This window comes from Methanoculleus chikugoensis, from assembly GCF_900095385.1.
Lineage (GTDB): Archaea > Halobacteriota > Methanomicrobia > Methanomicrobiales > Methanoculleaceae > Methanoculleus > Methanoculleus chikugoensis_A.
In genome coordinates this window covers 30240-47321 of the sequence record NZ_FMID01000044.1, presented here as the reverse complement: position 1 = coordinate 47321, position 17082 = coordinate 30240, and the positions used below count along the sequence as shown (strand labels likewise).

Annotated in this window: 14 protein-coding genes and 1 pseudogene; 2 read left to right on the top strand and 13 right to left on the bottom strand. The window is 63.2% G+C overall.

Translation table 11 applies throughout. The features are described from left to right. Position 1 precedes the first annotated feature (1 nt). Genes L21_RS09145 through L21_RS09135 form a run of 3 tightly spaced genes read right to left on the bottom strand, consistent with a single transcriptional unit; the run spans position 2 to position 2189 of the window. Positions 2-568 (bottom strand): DNA-directed RNA polymerase, encoded by a 567-nt coding sequence (locus L21_RS09145; RefSeq protein WP_074370175.1) that lies wholly within the window; start codon positions 566-568, stop codon positions 2-4. Between the two features lie 8 nt (positions 569-576). Then, complete coding sequence (locus tag L21_RS09140) at positions 577-957, bottom strand: type II toxin-antitoxin system VapC family toxin (RefSeq protein WP_244987727.1); 381 nt, start codon at positions 955-957, stop codon at positions 577-579. Then, positions 954-2189, bottom strand: a complete 1236-nt coding sequence (locus L21_RS09135) for a translation initiation factor IF-2 subunit gamma (protein ID WP_074370173.1) — start codon at positions 2187-2189, stop codon at positions 954-956. Before L21_RS09135 ends, L21_RS09140 begins: the two co-directional genes overlap by 4 nt. Positions 2190-2397: 208 nt before the next feature. Here L21_RS09135 and nikR point away from each other — a divergent pair, with 208 nt between their 5' ends. Further along, positions 2398-2820, top strand: coding sequence for a nickel-responsive transcriptional regulator NikR (nikR, locus tag L21_RS09130; RefSeq protein ID WP_074370172.1), 423 nt, complete (start codon positions 2398-2400; stop codon positions 2818-2820). Here the strand turns inward: nikR and L21_RS09125 are convergent. Then, positions 2817-3107 (bottom strand): DUF2098 domain-containing protein, encoded by a 291-nt coding sequence (locus L21_RS09125; RefSeq protein WP_074370171.1) that lies wholly within the window; start codon positions 3105-3107, stop codon positions 2817-2819. The two genes, nikR and L21_RS09125, sit on opposite strands and share 4 nt — an antisense overlap. A gap of 53 nt (positions 3108-3160) precedes the next feature. Here L21_RS09125 and L21_RS09120 point away from each other — a divergent pair, with 53 nt between their 5' ends. After that, positions 3161-4336 carry a YcaO-related McrA-glycine thioamidation protein gene (locus L21_RS09120; protein ID WP_074370170.1) on the top strand — a complete coding sequence of 392 codons (1176 nt, stop codon included), beginning with the start codon at positions 3161-3163 and terminating at the stop codon, positions 4334-4336. 561 nt (positions 4337-4897) lie between these two features. Here the strand turns inward: L21_RS09120 and L21_RS09115 are convergent. The 9 genes and pseudogenes from L21_RS09115 to glmU (L21_RS09075) form a co-directional block, all read right to left on the bottom strand. Beyond that, the gene (locus L21_RS09115; protein ID WP_074370169.1) at positions 4898-5866 is read right to left on the bottom strand and encodes a histone deacetylase family protein; all 969 of its coding nucleotides are present in this window, start codon (positions 5864-5866) and stop codon (positions 4898-4900) included. Positions 5867-5871: 5 nt separating this feature from the next. Next, entirely contained in the window at positions 5872-8514 is a 2643-nt protein-coding gene (locus L21_RS09110; RefSeq protein WP_074370168.1) for an oligosaccharyl transferase, archaeosortase A system-associated, read from the bottom strand. An 83-nt stretch (positions 8515-8597) separates the two neighbouring features. Then, positions 8598-9740 (bottom strand): glycosyltransferase, encoded by a 1143-nt coding sequence (locus L21_RS09105; RefSeq protein WP_074370167.1) that lies wholly within the window; start codon positions 9738-9740, stop codon positions 8598-8600. Positions 9741-10174: 434 nt separating this feature from the next. Further along, positions 10175-11083 (bottom strand): annotated as a pseudogene (locus L21_RS09100) (glycosyltransferase); the annotation flags it as partial. Between the two features lie 222 nt (positions 11084-11305). Beyond that, a complete protein-coding gene (locus tag L21_RS09095) occupies positions 11306-12391 on the bottom strand; it encodes a DegT/DnrJ/EryC1/StrS family aminotransferase (RefSeq protein WP_074370165.1) in 1086 nt (361 codons plus the stop codon). Further along, entirely contained in the window at positions 12388-12987 is a 600-nt protein-coding gene (locus L21_RS09090; RefSeq protein ID WP_074370164.1) for an acyltransferase, read from the bottom strand. Before L21_RS09090 ends, L21_RS09095 begins: the two co-directional genes overlap by 4 nt. Beyond that, positions 12984-14723 carry a glutamine--fructose-6-phosphate transaminase (isomerizing) gene (glmS, locus tag L21_RS09085; RefSeq protein ID WP_074370163.1) on the bottom strand — a complete coding sequence of 580 codons (1740 nt, stop codon included), beginning with the start codon at positions 14721-14723 and terminating at the stop codon, positions 12984-12986. The genes L21_RS09090 and glmS overlap by 4 nt, the downstream gene beginning before the upstream one ends. Then, positions 14724-15878, bottom strand: a complete 1155-nt coding sequence (gene glmU, locus L21_RS09080; RefSeq protein ID WP_342764773.1) for a bifunctional sugar-1-phosphate nucleotidylyltransferase/acetyltransferase — start codon at positions 15876-15878, stop codon at positions 14724-14726. Position 15879: 1 nt separating this feature from the next. Continuing rightward, the gene (glmU, locus tag L21_RS09075; RefSeq protein WP_074370161.1) at positions 15880-17079 is read right to left on the bottom strand and encodes a bifunctional sugar-1-phosphate nucleotidylyltransferase/acetyltransferase; all 1200 of its coding nucleotides are present in this window, start codon (positions 17077-17079) and stop codon (positions 15880-15882) included. Between the last annotated feature and the right edge of the window lie 3 nt (positions 17080-17082).

The window sequence follows — 17082 nt, the reverse complement described above, 5'->3', positions numbered from 1 at the left end:
CCTATGCCGCCCCCTTCTTCTCCTCTTCGAGTTCCTCTTCCAGCCAGGTCGTGGTTCCGAGGCCCGACTGGCGCATGGTGAGCCCGATCTTGCTCTCTCTGGGCTCGCGCTCGTTCAGCGAGAGCGCAACGATCCGGGCCCGGACACCGTCGCCGACGGAGATCGAGCGCTTCGAGTCCTGGCAGATCAGCCTGCCGTTCTTCTCGTCGTAGTTGATGTATTCGTCCGATATCTGGCTCACGTGGAGCATGGCGTCGATGGGGCCCAGGCTGACGAAGGCGCCGAAACTCGTCGTCTCGACCACCTGCCCCTCGATCACCTCCTGGAGCCCCAGGCGGAGCACCGCAGCCTCGAACCTGACGTCGTAGTAGACGGCGCCGTCCCCGGGGATCAGTTCTCCCTCGCCGACGTTGAGAATATTCGTCACCGCAATGAAGATGCCGATCTCCTTTGCGATGCTGCCTTCCAGCTGCTCCTGCAGCACGTTGAGGATGACCTTCTCCAGGTCTTCCCCGAGGCGGTGCGGCGGAACGCGCACCTTGTCCTCCAGTATCATCTTATAGTACATAGTTTCACTTATCCCCTCATCAGCTCCAGTGTTCTCCCTCTCCGCATCGAAACAACGTCGATCCCCTCGCGGAGGAGAGCGTTCCGGAGCTGGCGATCATTCGTCACCACGGTGCATCCTTCCCGTCGGGCATACTCGATCACCCGGTCGTCCACGTGCTCCGCGGAACTCCCGCTCGGGACGACCGTCGAGCACCGGGCCATTGCAAGGCCCACACGGGCGGCGGCCGCATCGCGGCCCCGACCCCGGGCGAGCCCCGAGAGTTCACCCATCACCTCTTCGAGCGTTACCGGTTCGAAGTCCCCGAAGAGTGCCATAAGCCCGTCATACAGGTCGATCCCGAACTGGGCCGGCATCAGCAGGGCGTTCGTGTCGAGGAGAACCCTCACTCGACCAGAACACCCATGCCGATCAGCCGCCATCGTCCGCCGACCTGCCTGCTGATGGCGATCCGTGCGCCGACCTCCGCGCAGACCGCCCGCTTCAGCTGAACCTCCATCTGGTTCTTCTTCGTGTTCACGATCACGCCGACGGTGACGGCGGTGCCGACCGAGAGCATCAGCGGCTCCTTGTGCTTCAGGGGTTCGATGATCTGCTCGCTGTCCGCGCCGACCACCCGATCCATCAGCGTGACGTCGAACTTCAGCCGTTCCCAGACCGGCGGGAGTTTCCCCGCAAGCCCGGCAACCTGCCCGGCGAGGGCGTCGCTCTTCGTCAGTGCCGGATCGAGTTTCGTCGCGACGCCGAGGAGACCCCCGGGCGCCGCCTCGGTCACGCCGATCTTGCCTGCGTTGATGGAGGTGATCTTTGTCTCGATCGGCTCCCACTTCGTCCGATTCTCGATCTGGACCTGCCGGCCGGGGCGGATCTCGATGTCGTCTCCTTCGCGGAGGACACCCCGGATGAGCGAACCGCCGATGACGCCGCCCTTCACGTCCCGCCAGTTGCAACCGGGTTTGTTGACGTCGAACGACCGTGCGATGAGCAGCAGCGGGTCGATCTCCGGGTTGCGGTCGGGCTCCGGGATGGCCTCGTTGAGCGTCTGGATCAGGACACCGATATTGACTCCTTTCTGCGCGGAGACCGGGATGATGGGCGCGTTCTCGGCAATGGTGCCCTTGATGAACCGCTTGATCTGTTTGTAGTGCTCCAGTGCCTCGCTCTGCGTAACCACATCGATCTTGTTCTGGACGATGACGATCCTCTTGATGCCGATCAGCTCGAGCGCCATCAGGTGCTCCTTGGTCTGGGGCTGCGGGCAGACCTCGTTTGCAGCGATGACGAGCATCGCGCCGTCCATCAGCGCGGAACCCGAGAGCATCGTCGCCATCAGCGTCTCGTGGCCCGGCGCGTCGACGAACGAGACCGTCCGGAACGGAACTGCCTTCCCGCCGCAGTTCGGGCATTCCGGTTGGGAGGTGTAGGCATCAGCCCCCTCACAGTTCTCGCATCGGTAAAACGTCGTGTCCGCGTAGCCGAGCCGGATGGAGATGCCGCGTTTGATCTCCTCGCTGTGCCTGTCCGTCCAGGCCCCGGTCAGCGCGCTGACCAGAGTGGTCTTGCCGTGATCGACGTGACCTACGAGCCCAATATTGACTCCGGGAATGAATGCATCTCGCAAAAGTTTTCGAACCTCCTTATCCAATATATAGTGACACTACTTATACATAATCGGTAGGGATTATTCTGCCGCCCGGTGCCGCGCTTTTGTAGTACGCGCAGACAATCCCCCGGTTGCCATATTGTGTTTGGCATACGAAGTATGAATAATGACCTGGTTGTTGGCGAAAATTTATACTCTATGAAATGAGATATGAAAACTGATCGCAATGCCAGGCGATACTGAACTTTCACGCATCGGGATCTCTCTCCCCAAGAACCTCCTCGATAAGTTCGATGAGATCCTGAGCCTCCGGGGGTACTCATCCCGTTCCGAAGGGATACGGGATTCAATACGAAGCTACATCACTCACTACCAGTGGATATCCGACGTAAAAGGCGAGCGCCAGGGCGTCATCACCATGGTCTACGACCATGACCAGCGGGGCCTGCTCCAGACGCTCACCGAGATCCAGCACCAGTATGCTAGCAGCATTCAAGCATCTCTGCACTCGCACGTGACCCACAACAAGTGCCTCGAAGTGATCCTGATCCGGGGCGACGGGGTGGTACTGAAGGATATTACTGAGAGACTGATGGCACAGAAAGGTGTCGAGGCGGTGAAACTCACCACCATACCGGTTGAGGGTTAACCGCCGCCCTCGCAGCTCCGATCGGTCCCTACTTCCCAGACCTCCTCAAGCTGCTCCTGGAGTTCCCTGTGCTCCTTGAGGTACTCTTCAAGAGATCGTTCCTCTCTCTCCACCTTTTCGTTCGTCTTCTCGGCGCCGATGAGTTCGTCCACCCGGTAATAGAGCCCGGTGCTGTCGATCTCGGCATACCTCCGGCCGTCGATCTCCTCGATCCGCACGACCTTTCCGGTCGTGCCGGTGCGGGGGTACCGGACGACTGCGCCCACTGCTACATCATCCGTGCTCATACGAGGTAGTCTATCTGCCATACTATTAAGGTATCATCTCCAAGGTATCTTCAATGGCAATCACGATTCGCCCGGTAGAGAAATTGTACTTTGACGGCACCCACCGTTCACGCTCCCCGGAGGAGACCCGTGCCGCCGTGGAGCCGCTGATGCCGGAGATCGGCGTCACCGAGATCATCGACGTCACCCCGCTCGACCGTATCGGGATCCCGGTCTTTGCGGCGGTTCGGCCGGGAGCGGCCCGGGGAGCGGTTCGCGTCCACGCGGGAAAGGGGAAGGAGTCGGTTCACGCCCGGGTCTCGGCGATGATGGAGGCGCTCGAGCGCTACTGCGCCGAGTACCGGGGCGACCGGATGGAGTATGCGACCTACGAAGAGATCGGCCCGGGAAGGGCGGTGCATCCCGAAGACCTCCTCCTCCCGCGGGAGTTCAAGCAGGGGGAGAAGGTTCACTGGACGCCGGGGTGGGACATATTAAACGACGAGGAGATCTCCGTCCCGAGCAACGCCGTCTTCCACCCCTACGACTCGCTCGGCATGGCGTTCCCGCTCTTCCGGAGCGACACGAACGGGCTGGCATCAGGGAACGTCATCGAGGAGGCGATCCTGCACGCTCTCTTCGAGGTGATCGAGCGGGACGCGCTCAGCATTGCCGACCAGAAGCACGACCTCGGCCGCCGTCTCCTCATCCAGAAGGAGTGTGCCGCCCGCGAGGTCCTCGACCGGTTCGAGGAGAACGGGATCGATATCCACCTCTGGCTGCTTGAGGGAAAGACCGGTGTCCCCACGGTCGCGGCGGCTGCAGACGATACCGTCACGAAGGACCCGGCGATGCTCGTCATCGGGTCGGGGACGCATCTCTCCCCGGAGATCGCCGCGCTCCGTGCCCTGACCGAGGTCGCCCAGAGCCGGGGGAGTTACCTGCAGGGCGGCCGCAACGATCCCCAGCGGGAGATGATCATCAGGAAGGCCGGATACGAGCGGCTGAAGCGGATCAACCGGATGTGGTTTGCCGACGCGGATGCCGTCGATATCGCCGACGTTCCCGATGCGAGCACCCGGCGGTTCGACACCGATATCCGGCAGGTGCTCGAGGAGGTCGCGGTGCACACAGACAGGGTCTGCGTCTGCGATCTCTCGCGGACGGCGGTGCCGGTGGTCCGGGTCGTCGTCCCGGGCTTCGAGGTCTCGTATATGGATCCCGACCGGAAGCGGCCGGCGCAGGGGTGACGCGCGCCAGGCGGCGGAACTCTTCGCGTTCCTCGCGGCTTCGTGTGAGACTGGATCATTCCAGTATGCCGCCGACTCACGCGAAGCCGCGAAGGGAGTTTGCCAGTGCTTAACATCTGGACCTCGGGCCTTGTTGAACCCTCCCTGCTTGCCCCAGATGGCCGCAATCAGGGGTACTCAGGGGCACGGTTTTCCACCGGGTATCGCGATGACTGCCCCCGCCTTGGGGCGGGGGAGGAGGCCGGAGGCCGGGTGGGGTGGGGTCGATGAGGTATGCGGTTCTTCGCGCGTAAGAGACAGGGGAGGGGGCCTCCCCCTCCCCGTCAGCCCCACCCCCGGTTGCGATAGCCACCACGGTCCACTGCATGAGGACATGCCCGAGAAAAAGGTCGTTCCGGCGACAGCCTGCTCAGGCACCAGCCTCATCAGGGAAAGGATGAAGATCGGAACAGGGTTTCAACAGAGCCGGACCTCGCGTCTTCACATGAGCCCATGCATGAGCCCATGTCATCTCCCCTTCCACACCGGCACACTGCCGGTTCAACGGTCGAAAGGGGCTGCTTAACAGAACCGGACCTTCTTCAGGAGGTCCACGACCCTCTTCGTCCCACGGTTCAGCGGTCTCTCTGCCGGCTCGAACCGCTTCCCCCCGAGGGCCTGGAATATTGCGCGGATCGCCTCCCCGATCGACGGGCCGTAGCCCCCTTCGAGCGTCAGCGCAAGGGGGAGATCCGTGCCGTCGATCAGCATCCCGGCAAGCACGCCGTAGTCGTCGGGTTCGAGATTCATCCGGCCGTGCTCGTCGTCGGCGAGACCGTCCTGCCCGGCCGAGACGATCAGGACGTCGGGGCGGAACCGGGCGATTGCCGGGACGAAGACCTCGTCGAAGACAAGCGCGTAATCGGCGATGGTCGAGCCTGCCGCGAGCGGGGCATTGAGGGTGTAGCCCCGGCCCCTCCCGGTGCCGATCTCGTCCACCCACCCGGTCTTCGGGAAACTGTTCTCCTGGTGCACCGAGCAGTAGAGCACCCGGTCGCTCCCGTAGAAAGCCGTCTGGGTGCCGTTGCCGTGGTGCAGGTCCCAGTCGAGGATCGCCACCCGATCGACCGATGAAAGCGCCTTCGCCGCCGCGACGGCGGCGTTGTTGAAGATGCAGAACCCCATCGCGCGATCGGGCTCGGCATGGTGGCCCGGAGGGCGGACCAGGGCGAAGAGGTGTTCGCCGTCGAGTGCTCGTTCCACTGCCGCAAAGGTCGACCCGGCGGCGTAGGATGCAGCATCGAAGGAGTGGCAGGTGACGTAGGTGTTCACGTCCAGAAAACAGGTTCCCGTCGCCATCTCCTGCACCCACCTGATGTATCGCGGGTCGTGAACCCGCTCGAGATCGCTCTCGGTGGCGCGGACGGGAGCGCGCCACCTCACGTTCTTCGGGATCCCCGAGAGGGCCGCCCGTAACCGGGCACCCGACTCGGGGTGAGCCTCCATGTCGTGCCTGGTAAAGACGTCACCGTAGATGACTGAAGACCGCATCCTCGTCAGTTGATGGTGTGTCCCTGCAGGATATCCTCTTCGGTGACGTCGAACGTCTGGCCGGTGCCCGCAATCCGGTACTGCCCGGTCGCCTTCACCTCGCCCGACCATCCGGACGTTGCGTACGGGACGACGAACGTACCGTTCACGCTCTCCTGCCGGTAGGTGAACTCACGGCCGGTGTTTGTGACGATGGGAACTTCGATGATCCCTTCGCCCCTGATCGTGGCCCCCGGGACGTACTCGAAGATCTTGACGGCTTTCAGGTCCGGCCCGTCTTCACCGACGTTGCCGTAGACGTTCCGGGGTGTCTCGTGGACGAGTCGGTAGTGCTGGAGCGCCGGCACCCGCTCGAGCGGCTGGAGGACCGAGTCCCCACGGTACTGGTAGTACATGTTCAGCAGGGTCGCGCCTGACCCCGCCGGAGCGTTCCTGTTGTAGGCCTCCACCGCGGCCGCACCTTCCGTGGCGTTCATCTGCTGGGTGCGCGTGATGACCGGGAGGGACGTGTTTGCTGCCGCCGGTTCCCGGTACTCGGCGTAGATCACCGATGCCTCCGTCGGATCGGTCATGGATCCGTCGAAGTTGTGGAGCCGCGAGATCATCGTCAGGTAGTACTCCTGGCTGTTGAACGGCACTGCCTGGTACTCCGACGAGCCCGCGCTCACCGGGAGGAGGAAGTAGGGCTGGAAGCGCTCCTGACCCACGTCGGCCCAGGTCACCGGGGCGTGGAATTTCGAGGTGTCGACCTCGATGTCGGTGATGACGTAGCGGGTGCCGATGTTGTCGAGGATCCGGTTTGCGGCCGCTTCGTCGGTCGAGACGAGGTAGACCGCAGAGCCGTTCGGCCCCGCGACCCCGTGCTGGAAGGGGTTGTTGTTCGGGATCCGCTTTGCAATGAAAGTGATCCAGTGCCCGAAGTCCCACCAGGACATGACGCCGTAGGACTCTTCGGGGTAGGTGAAGGTATTCTGGTCGTAGATCGTGTAATAGTCGACGCCGGGGTCGGGCGTGTTCTCGCCCATCCACTCGAGGGCCTCCATCCACTGTGAGTCCATGCCGCCGTACTTCGCGCTGTTGGCGAGAGCGATGTTCCCGAGGAGCGACGTTCCCGCAAAGATGAGCGTGACGCCGACAACCACGGCGAACGCTCCGACTTTGAGGTAATCCGGCTGGTCCCTTCTCGGGGTCTTTGCCTTCCGGGCCTCGGGAGCCTTGCCGCCCTTCTTGCCCTTCTTTACCGGCGTCTCCTGCTTCTCGGGAACCTCAGGGTCGGGGGAGGCCCGGCTGCCGCTCCCTCTCCCGAGGAGACGTGCAACGTCTCTCCAGGTCGCGTCTATGACCGCGCCTGCAAAGACCGCCGCGAGCAGGGCGATGTTTGCCGCGAGGTAGTACTCGTACCGGACGTGTGCGGCCGTCGAAGCAAGGATGATCGCCGTCCAGATCAGGACGAAAACGTGGGCCGGGTTCACCCGCTCGCGGTTCTGCCAGAGGAGGGCGGCAGCCCCGCCGGCCGCGAGGACGAGGCCCCAGTGGAACGTTGCCCAGGCCGCGTCAAACGACCAGGCCCGGGCTTCCTGGACGGTCGTGGTCGTGGCTCCAGTGCCGAAGAAGGATAAGAGGTTCGCTATCAGGAGGTTGTAGATCTCCGGCAGGGCGAAGTAGAGCACCGCGACGGCGAGCGCCGCGACGGCCGCGAGCGCGGCGGGGAAGTAGTACTTCGGGCGGTCTTTCAGGAAGACCGAGAGCGCGTAGAGCGCGAGCGTGCCTGCGATGAGGGCGGCGTAGGCGATAACGTGTCCGACGCTGTACAGGGGGAGGCCGAGTCCGGGGTGCGGGAAGCCGAATGCCGCCGCCCCGACGATGGCGACGCCGAAGGCGACGGCGTTTACGAGAACCAGGTATTCACTCGATCTGCCCTCGAAGGAGTCGAGGATGAACTGAACCAGAGTGAAGGCTGCCACGATGAGCGCGAAGAGAACCATCGTCGGCATGTTGAAAAACCCGAGGAGGTACGCGATACCGGCGAGGGCCGCCGTGATCACCGGGATCTTCAGGTTCTCGAAGTTCATCGGGAAGAGCGGACGGTCGCGTGCCGCGAGCAGTGCCGTGACGTAGGCGAGGACGAAGATCGTCGAGAAGAGTGTCTCCGCGATATGGTGGTCGACGAAGCCGAAGAGGGACCGGTAGGCATAGTTGCTGCCGATGACCGCAATCAGGCCCGCTGCGATGAGACCGGTCTTCCAGTCGGCGATCTTTTTTGCAAGCAGGTAGGTGATCGGCACCATTGCCACGGCCATCAGCGGCGGAACCCAGGACGCCACCACCATGATCTCGGGGCGCGTCGATGCGCCGGTGAGGAGACAGAGCGTCGCTATGATCTGGGCGAAGAGCGGCCCCCAGTGGATGTTATCGCCGGTCGGGTAGAGCGTCATCACCTCGAACCAGGCGTAGCCGGGGAAGTTCGCAACGGTCTGCTCAACCTGGCGAACCTTGTACCAGGGGTCGTTGCCGAGGAGATTGACGCCTTCGGCGGTTACCAGACCTTCCGAAGGGATACCCCGCGTCCAGAGCGTGAGCAGGGCAAACAGGACGATGATACCAATGATGATGTATGGTTGGTACTTTTTGAGATCCATCTGAGCCATCGGACACTCCTTGTTACGAATCTGTTTCCCTTCGAACCATTAATAACCTTGGCGTATCCGCGTCGCCGGAAAACGAGCGAATTTCAGCGTGTTCCCGCCACCCGCTCGAAGATCCTCTCGAACGCCTCGGCCTTCTTCTTCCAACTGTGCTCCTCGATCCCGGGGCGGGTACACCCCGGGGCGAGTGCCAGTTCGTCGACCCGGTCGAGAAACTCAACTCTATCCCGGTAGACGGAGATATTGTCGCCGGCCATCCGGAGCATGTCGGGGATGGGGGTCGAGAGGATCGGTTTTCCGCATGCCGAGTACTCGAAGTACTTGTTCGGGAGCGCGATATCAACCCACTGGGGGGGAGAGAGCGGGATGAGGCAGAGGTTCATCGGCGCGATGTAGCCGGGAAGGTCGTGGTAGTCGACGGCGCCGGTGAAATGCACCCGGCCGGCGACCCCGAGCCGGGCAGCGAGTGCCTGCAGTTCGTCCAGGTAGCCGGTGAAGAGCGAACTCCCGACGATCAGGAGTTCCGCGTTCGGGTGCCGCTCAAGGATACTCGGGAACGCCCGGATCACCTCGTCGAGGGCGTACCACCGCTCGACCGCCCCTGCAAACCCGAGCACAAAGGCATCGGGGGCGATATTGAGGGCCGAGCGCATCGCCCCATCGTCGGTCGGGCGGAAGAGGTCGGTGTCGACGCCGTTCGTGATCAGTTCGGCCTCGTAGCCGTAGACCCTGAGTTTCTCGACGAGTCCGGGCGAGACCGTCGTGACGACATCGCTGTGATCGAGGTTGTAGCGGGTTATGGCGAGGACGCCTTTTTGGAGCAGGCACTTCACGGCGGGGTTTTTGTAGTAAGCGGCGGCGGAGTCGGGGAACCAGTCTTTGAGGTCGAAGACCACCGGAACGCCGTACTTCTTCGCCGCTTTGACCATCGCCGTCCCTGCGAGGACATGGGCCCCGACGACAACGTCGATATCGTGGTCGCGGATGATCTCGCTGATGACCCGGTAGTGGCAGGGTGCGTTCAGGGTATAGTGAAGGAACGGGCTCTCGACGGGAAACCGCGTCGCCTCGTGGACGTGAAGGCGGGTCTCGCGTTCCTTGCCCCGGCTGACATGGAAGTGCGGGACATGAACCTCGTGCCGTGTCGCGAGCTCCTCGAAGATGTTGTGGTGCCTCGAGGGGATCGGGTGGTGGATGTAGTCCTGAGTGGAGACGAGGAGGATCTTCATCGATCTTGCGCTCTTGCGATCGATTAGAAGTAGTTAAAGATGATCCCGGCTTCACTGCAGTGGGGTTTTGACGGGGGTGCAGTGGATTATTGAAAACATAATCCGGCAGGGCGTTCCGCGCAGCACGTTAATCCGGTCGGAAGTATCTCCGAGTTACATAGAATAGAGTTTGTTGATGGCGACCGGAACCGGTCGTCGGTGAACCCGGGTAACAGGGCCGGCTACCCGGTCCCCACCTTGTTAGACGTGCTCTCCCATACCCTCATGTCTTTTCCGAGGTTGAGCAGTCCTTTTGCCAGATAAACCTGATTTGTGGCGAAGGAAACGATCGTGCTGCCCCTCCGGAAGTAACCAATCAGAGCGAAGAGGCCGAGCACCCCGATGGCGAGGACCGGGAATGCAAGGGCGAGCCCTACAACGAAGAGGACGCTGCCGGTAAAGAAGAGGGCCGGCGTTGCGAGGTACATGTAGATCCGCAGGGGATAGAAGAACCGCGAAAACGGGCGGGGATGCCTCAGGAGATCGAGATTTGAGATCGTCGCCTCGATCAGGTGCGTCGCCCGCCGGATCTTCTGGCGGTACTGCCGATGAAAGTCCGGGGGCACGTCCTCGTATACCCGGGCGCCTGGCTCGTACACCGCCAGATATCCGCGGCGGATCGCCTCGAACGCCGTGTTTGCATCGTCGGCCCCGCGCCGGTCATCGATCCGGGTCACCAGGTCGCGCTTGAACGCGACGAGCGCACCGTTGAAGGCGTAGGTGGAGTCGACGGCGCTCTCCCAGCTGCACATCCGCCCGTAGTAGTTCCGGTAAGCGCCTTCCATCTGCGCCGGGTGGGACCCGTCGCCGGGAAGGGGGTAAAGGTCGCCGCAGACTGCAGCGATACGCTCATCGCTGACGAGCCGGGCGATGAGGCGTTCGAGAGCTTCGCGCTCGAAAAAGACGTCCGCGTCCGTGGTGACGACGATCGGGAAACGTGCCGCTAAGATTGCTTTGTTGTACGACCGATTCGTGCCCAGGCGCTCCGTGTTCGCGATGATCCGGTGATCGATGCCGGCCTTCTCGAAGGCGTCCAGTGCAAGCGCTCTGGTGTTGTCGGAGGAGCAGTCGTCTACGAAGATCACCTCGTACCGGTCCGCCGGATACGAGGACACGAGAATGTTCTCGACCCGCTTCCGGATTACGGCCTCTTCGTTATAGGCGGATATGACGATGCTTATCGGGGGGTATTCACTGAGTGCCGGCGGTTCTTCCGGCTTTTTTCCGATATGGATCCCGATAACAAAGATGACGTAGGGTACGACCGCAGCCGCGAGGAGCCCCAGGCCGATCCAGAGAAGCATGAAATTAATCTATGGGATTGGTATTTATCGTTTGGGAATAGAAGAAGTGGTTCGTCCTCATTGCGTTCTCCTTTTTCTAGTTGTATGGTGCTCTTTCCTCTCCCTTCGCGAAAGCGATCGTTCGTATCTCAAGACGCGCCGCTGGCGATGCCTTCTGGTCACGAGGACAGGAAATAAGACTGGATCCGGGCGGTTTGAGGTCGTGTACGGGCCGCTACCCGGTTACGGAAGCCCCCGCACCGTATCGCGGATATACGCGAGATCCTCGTCCGTCACCGCCGGGTGGACGGGCAGGCTCACGACCGATGCCGCGAGGTCGTCCGATACCGGGCAGGAAGCGCGCTCGTTCTCGTAGACCGGCTGCCGGTTGACGGGGATGGGGTAGTGGACGGCGGTTCCGATCCCCCGATCCGCGAGGGCGCTCATGAACGCGTCCCTTGAGAGCGCGTAATCGCCGGGAACCTTCACGACGTACTGGTGGTAGACGTGCCGGACGCCCGGTGCGACGCAGGGCGTCGCGAGCCCCGTGCCCGCGAGGTGGCGGTCGAGGTAGCGAGCATTCTTTCTCCGGCGCTCGTTGAACCCTTCGAGCCGCCCGAGCTGCACGAGGCCGATCGCGGCGTCGATGTTCGTCATCCGGTAGTTGTAGCCGATAACCGTGTGGAGGTACTTCCGGCTCTGCCCGTGGTTGATGAGGAGCCGGACCCGCTCCGCGAGGGCGTCGTCGTCGGTCGTGACCATGCCCCCCTCGCTGGTGGTCATGTTCTTCGTGGGGTAGAACGAGAAGCAGGCGAGATCGGCGAGGCTCCCCGCCCGCTTCCCGTGGTATTCCGCGCCGTGCGCCTGGGCCGCGTCCTCGATGAGGATGAGGTTGTGGTCGTCGCAGACCTCGCGAACGGAACCGACGTCGAACGGCTGCCCGAAGAGGTGGACGCCGATGACCGCCCGGGTATCCGGCCGGATGAGGGCCGCGACGGAGTCCGGGTCGATGTTGAACGTCTCCGGATCGACATCCGCAAAGAGCGGCGTCGCCCCGCACATTGAGACGCTGGACGCCGTCGCAAAGAACGTGAACGCCGGAACGACCACCGAGTCACCCGGCCCGATGCCTGCAGCAAGCAGGGCCGCGTGGAGCGCTGCAGTGCCCGAGTTGACGCCGACGGCATGAGCGGCGCCGCAGTAATCCGCAAACCGCGACTCGAACTCCGTGACGACCGACCCCTGGGCCAGCATTCCCGATCGCATCACGCGGGCGACAGCCTCGACCTCCTCCTCGCCGACAAGCGGCCGGGCGACGGGAATCTTCACTGGGACCGCCTCGCTTCAGGGGGGAGCGGCCGGAACCGTGCCGGTGTCCCCACCGCGAGCATCCCGGGCGGGACGTCCTTCGTCACCACCGCTCCCGCGGCGACGAATGCCCCCTCACCGACGACGACGCCGGGGAGGATCGTCGCGTTCGCACCGATGACGGCGTCGTCCCCGATCACCGGCCCCCGGAGGGACTCGTGCGGGCCGGGCGGGTAGCGGTCGTTCGTCAGCACGGCGTTCGGGCCGATGAAGACCCGGTTGCCGATCCGGGCGCCGGTGGGGACGTAGACCAGACTCTGGAGCCGGACGTCGTCGCCGATCGTGCAGTCGCCCTCGATCACCGCCGCCGTCCCTATCGCGACCCGGTCGCCGATGGTCGTCTTTTCCCGGATCAGCACGTTGTGCCCGGTCTGGAAGTCGTCGCCGATCACGACGTCGCAGTAGATGATCGTGCCCGAACGGAGGACGGCGCCCCTCCCGATGGTGGTGCCGGGGTAATCTTTCTCTCCCATCCGGTCGCGGGAGGGAAACCCAACGGTCACCGGCTCGAATATCGTCGCCCCTTCGCCGAGGGCGTTACGTCCATACTCTATCATTCAACGGTCACGCTCTTTGCCAGGTTCCGCGGCTTGTCGACGTCCCGTTGCAGGGCACAGGCGGTATGGTAGGCAAGCAGCTGCAGGACGACCGACGCGGTCAGCACCTGCACCAGATGGTGCGTGTTCGGAATGGGGATGAAGATGTCCACGATCTCGGCGAGTTCCGTATCCCCGGCAACCCCGAGCGCGATGACCGGGGCTTTCCTCGCCTTCATCTCCTTGATGTTCGAGGCCATCACGCCGTAGGTCGGGCCCGGGGTGCAGACGGCGACGACCGGCGTCTCGGGGGTGAGCAGGGCAAACGGCCCGTGCTTGAGTTCTCCCGCCGCATACCCCTCGGCGTGGACGTAACTGATCTCCTTCATCTTCAGGGCGCCTTCCATCGAGACCGGGTAGAACGGTCCTCTTCCCACGAAGAAGACGTGCTCGGCCTTCGAGCAGAGGGCGACCGCCTCGTGGATATCCTGGAGGAGAACGTCACCGATGGCCAGGTGCGCGTGCGAGAGGGCATCGTCGAACGCCCCCTCGCAGCGGAGGTTGACGATCTGCATCAGCGCCGCAAGCTGCGCCGTGTAGGACTTGGTCGCGGCGACGCCGATCTCGGGGCCGGCCCGCATCAGGAGGGTCTCGTCCGCAACCCGGGTGACCGTGCTCCCCTGCATGTTGGTGATGGCGAGCGTCGGGCAGTTGCGGGCTTTCGCCATCTTCAGGGCGGCGATTGTGTCCGCCGTCTCCCCCGACTGCGAGACCGCGATCACGAGGCCGTGGAGGGGCGGGGTGAAGTACTTGAACTCCGACCCCACTTCGACCCGCACCGGTATGCCGCAGAGCGGTTCGGCCAGGTACTTGAAGACCAGGGCGGTGTGGTAGGACGTCCCGCACGCGACCAGGGTGATCTCGTCGGCCTCCATGACCATCCGCTGCACGCGGTCGTCGATGCCCGCCCTGATGGTCTCGTAGAAGGACTGGGGCTGCTCGTAGATCTCTTTAAGCATGTAATGGGCAAACCCGCCCTTCCGGGTATCCTCGACGCACCAGTTGATCAGTTCGATCGGGCGCTCCACCGCCCGGCCGTCATGGTAGATGGTGTAACGGCCGGGCGCGATATCGGCAACGTCGCCGTCTTCGAGGAAGATCACGCGTTCGGTGTATTCTAGAAGCGGCGTCATGTCCGAGGCGGCAAAGATCTCGGCATCCCCGACGCCGAGGACGAGCGGGCTCGCGTCGCGGGCGGCGACGATTTGCTGGGTGTCCTCCGCGATCACGAGGACGGCGTACGAGCCCCGGAGCAGGGGGAGGGTCGCGTTGACCGCGGCGAGGAGATCGCCGTCGTAATGCTCCTCGACGAGGTGGGCAATCACCTCGGTGTCGGTCTCCGACCGGAACGTATGGCCGCGCTCTTCAAGCTGCCGTTTCAGTTCACCGTAGTTCTCGATGACCCCGTTGTGCACCACGGCGATCCTTCCCGAACAGTCGGTGTGCGGGTGGGCGTTGAGGTCGTTCGGCTCGCCGTGGGTGGCCCACCGGGTATGCCCGATCCCGGTGAATCCGGTGAGATTGGCTGCTCCGGCCTCGCCGTCCGAGATGCGGCCGGTCTTCTTGTAGACCTCGATCGCGCTCCCGACCGTCGCGATGCCGAAGGAGTCGTAACCCCGGTATTCGAGCCGTTTCAAACCCTGGACCAGGATCGGGGTTGCCTCCCGTCTCCCGATATAGCCGACGATCCCGCACATCTACATCACCCGCGTGCCGTCCTCGATGAGGCCGACCACTGTCTTCCGCTCACCGACGGTGACATTGTTACCTGCGATGCAGTTCTTAAACGTTGTGAATGGTGCCGCGCGTACTCCCTCACCGAGGACTGCGCCGAACTCCTCCTTCTGGACGTGGCCTCCGACCTCGATGAAACTCGCGGAGGGGTAGGTGGTGGTATGGTCGGCGAGGATGCACCCCTGGCCGAGGACTGCCGAGACGATCCTCGAATGCGACCCGATCGTGACGTCGTTCATGATGAGCGAGTCGGCAACGTAGGTGAACGGTTCAAGCACCACCCGGTCGCCGATGCTCGTATCGGGCATGATCACGGTGTTCGGGCCGATGTTGCAGTTGCTCCCGATGACGGCGGGACCATAGATGACGGTGTTCGGCCCCACGGTCGTTCCGGCGCCGATACGCACGGTGCCCCGGCGGATGACGGATGCATCGACCTCCCCCGCGATCCCGGGCCTGACCCCCCGAAGCATCCGGCTGTTCAGTTTCAGGAGATCCCAGGGGTAGACGGCGTCCTGCCAGTCGTCTGCCGGGATTGCGCGTATCCGCCGGCCCGACGCGATCATGGCGGAGAGGGCGTCGGGGATCTCGTTCGTCTGGAGATAGGAGAAGACGTCGGGGGTGAAGGAGTAGATCCCGGTCGATACCGTGAACGTCGGGGCGTCTTCGGGTTTCTCGACGATCTCGCGGACGATGCCGTTCCTGATCACCACGACCCCGAAGTTCGAGGGGTTCGGGTGCTCGGCGACGAGCATGGCGTTCCGCTCCTCCTTGATCCGGGCTATCGATCCGGCGTTGATGTAGTTGTCGCCGGGAAGAACCAGGAAGTCGTCCGCGATCTCCGACTCGGCAGCCCGGAGAGCATCCGCGGTTCCGAGCTGGCGCTCCTGCACGACGACCTGGATGGGGGCGTCGAGCCGGTTGAGGTGCCGGATGACCTCTTCCTTGCGGTAGCCGACCACCACCACGATATCGCGGATTCCGTTCTCGAGAAGGGCGTCGATGACGTACTCGATGATCGGCCGGTTCGCGACCGGGAGCATGGCCTTGGGCTTGCTCCTCGTCAGCGGCCGCAGACGGCTCCCTTCTCCCGCTGCCAGAATGACTGCCTGCATCATATCACCTGATGACTGAGTTCTCCTCGACGCACCCTTCGACGAAGGAGTGAGGAGCCACCCGGCTGCCGCTGCCGACGAGGCACCCGACGTTGACCGAACAGTTGATCCCGAAGAGGACGTCGTCGCCGATGATGGCGCCGAACTTCCTCCGTCCTGTGGTCTTCCCGCAGACCTTCACCGATCCGTTGTCGTGCCTGAGGTTCGCGACCTTGGTGCCCGCCCCGAAGTTGCAGCCGCTCCCGACGATGCTGTCGCCGATGTAGTTGAAGTGGGGGATCTTCGTCCCCGGCATGATAATGGAGTTCTTGAGTTCGGTCGCGTGCCCGATATGGCAGTTATCCCCGATGGCGGTGGAGCCCCGGATATAGGCGTGAGGACCGATGACGCAGTTCTCGCCGATGACGCAGGAACCCTCGATATAGGTTCCTGCCCGGATAACCGTCCCTTTCCCGATGCTGACCGTCTCCGGGACGGTGCATCCGTCCTCGACGGCGCCGTGCCGTTCGTGGTGGATCGAGGCGAGAAGCCCTTCGTTTGCGTCGAGGAGATCCCACGGCTGCCCCACATCGAGCCAGTAGGCGAGCGGGTATGCCCTGAGCGTCCCCTCCCCGATGTAGGTATCGAGCGCGTCGGTCAGCTCGAACTCGCCCCGGCCCGATACCTTGATGCCCGCTAGAAGGTCGAAGATACCGGGGTCGAAGAGGTAAGCGCCCGCGTTGATCAGGTTGCTCTTCGGCTCCTCGGACTTCTCTTCGAGGCCGGTGATGCGGTTCCCTTCGACGGTCACCACGCCGTAGTCCTGCGGGTGGTCGGTCTCGTGAATTCCCACGCATGGGGCATCCATCCGGCAGAATTTCCTGATATCGCCGGATTTGAGGATCATATCCCCGTTCAAGAGGAGGAACCGGTCGTCGATCAACCCTGCCGTCACCCGCAGTGCGTCGGCGGTACCGAGCTGGTGGCGCTGGGTCACGTAGGCGATCTTCACGCCGAGGCTGCTGCCGTCCCCGAAGTGGTTTCGGATCTCGCGTTCAAAGTACCCGACCACGAAGATGAAGTCGGTGATTCCTGCATCGCGGGCCGCGACGACCAGGTGCTCCATCATCGGGCGGTTTGCTATCGGAAGCATCACTTTCGGGCGCCGGGCGGTCAGGGGCCGCATCCGTTTCCCCTCTCCTGCTGCCAGTACGACACACTGCATATA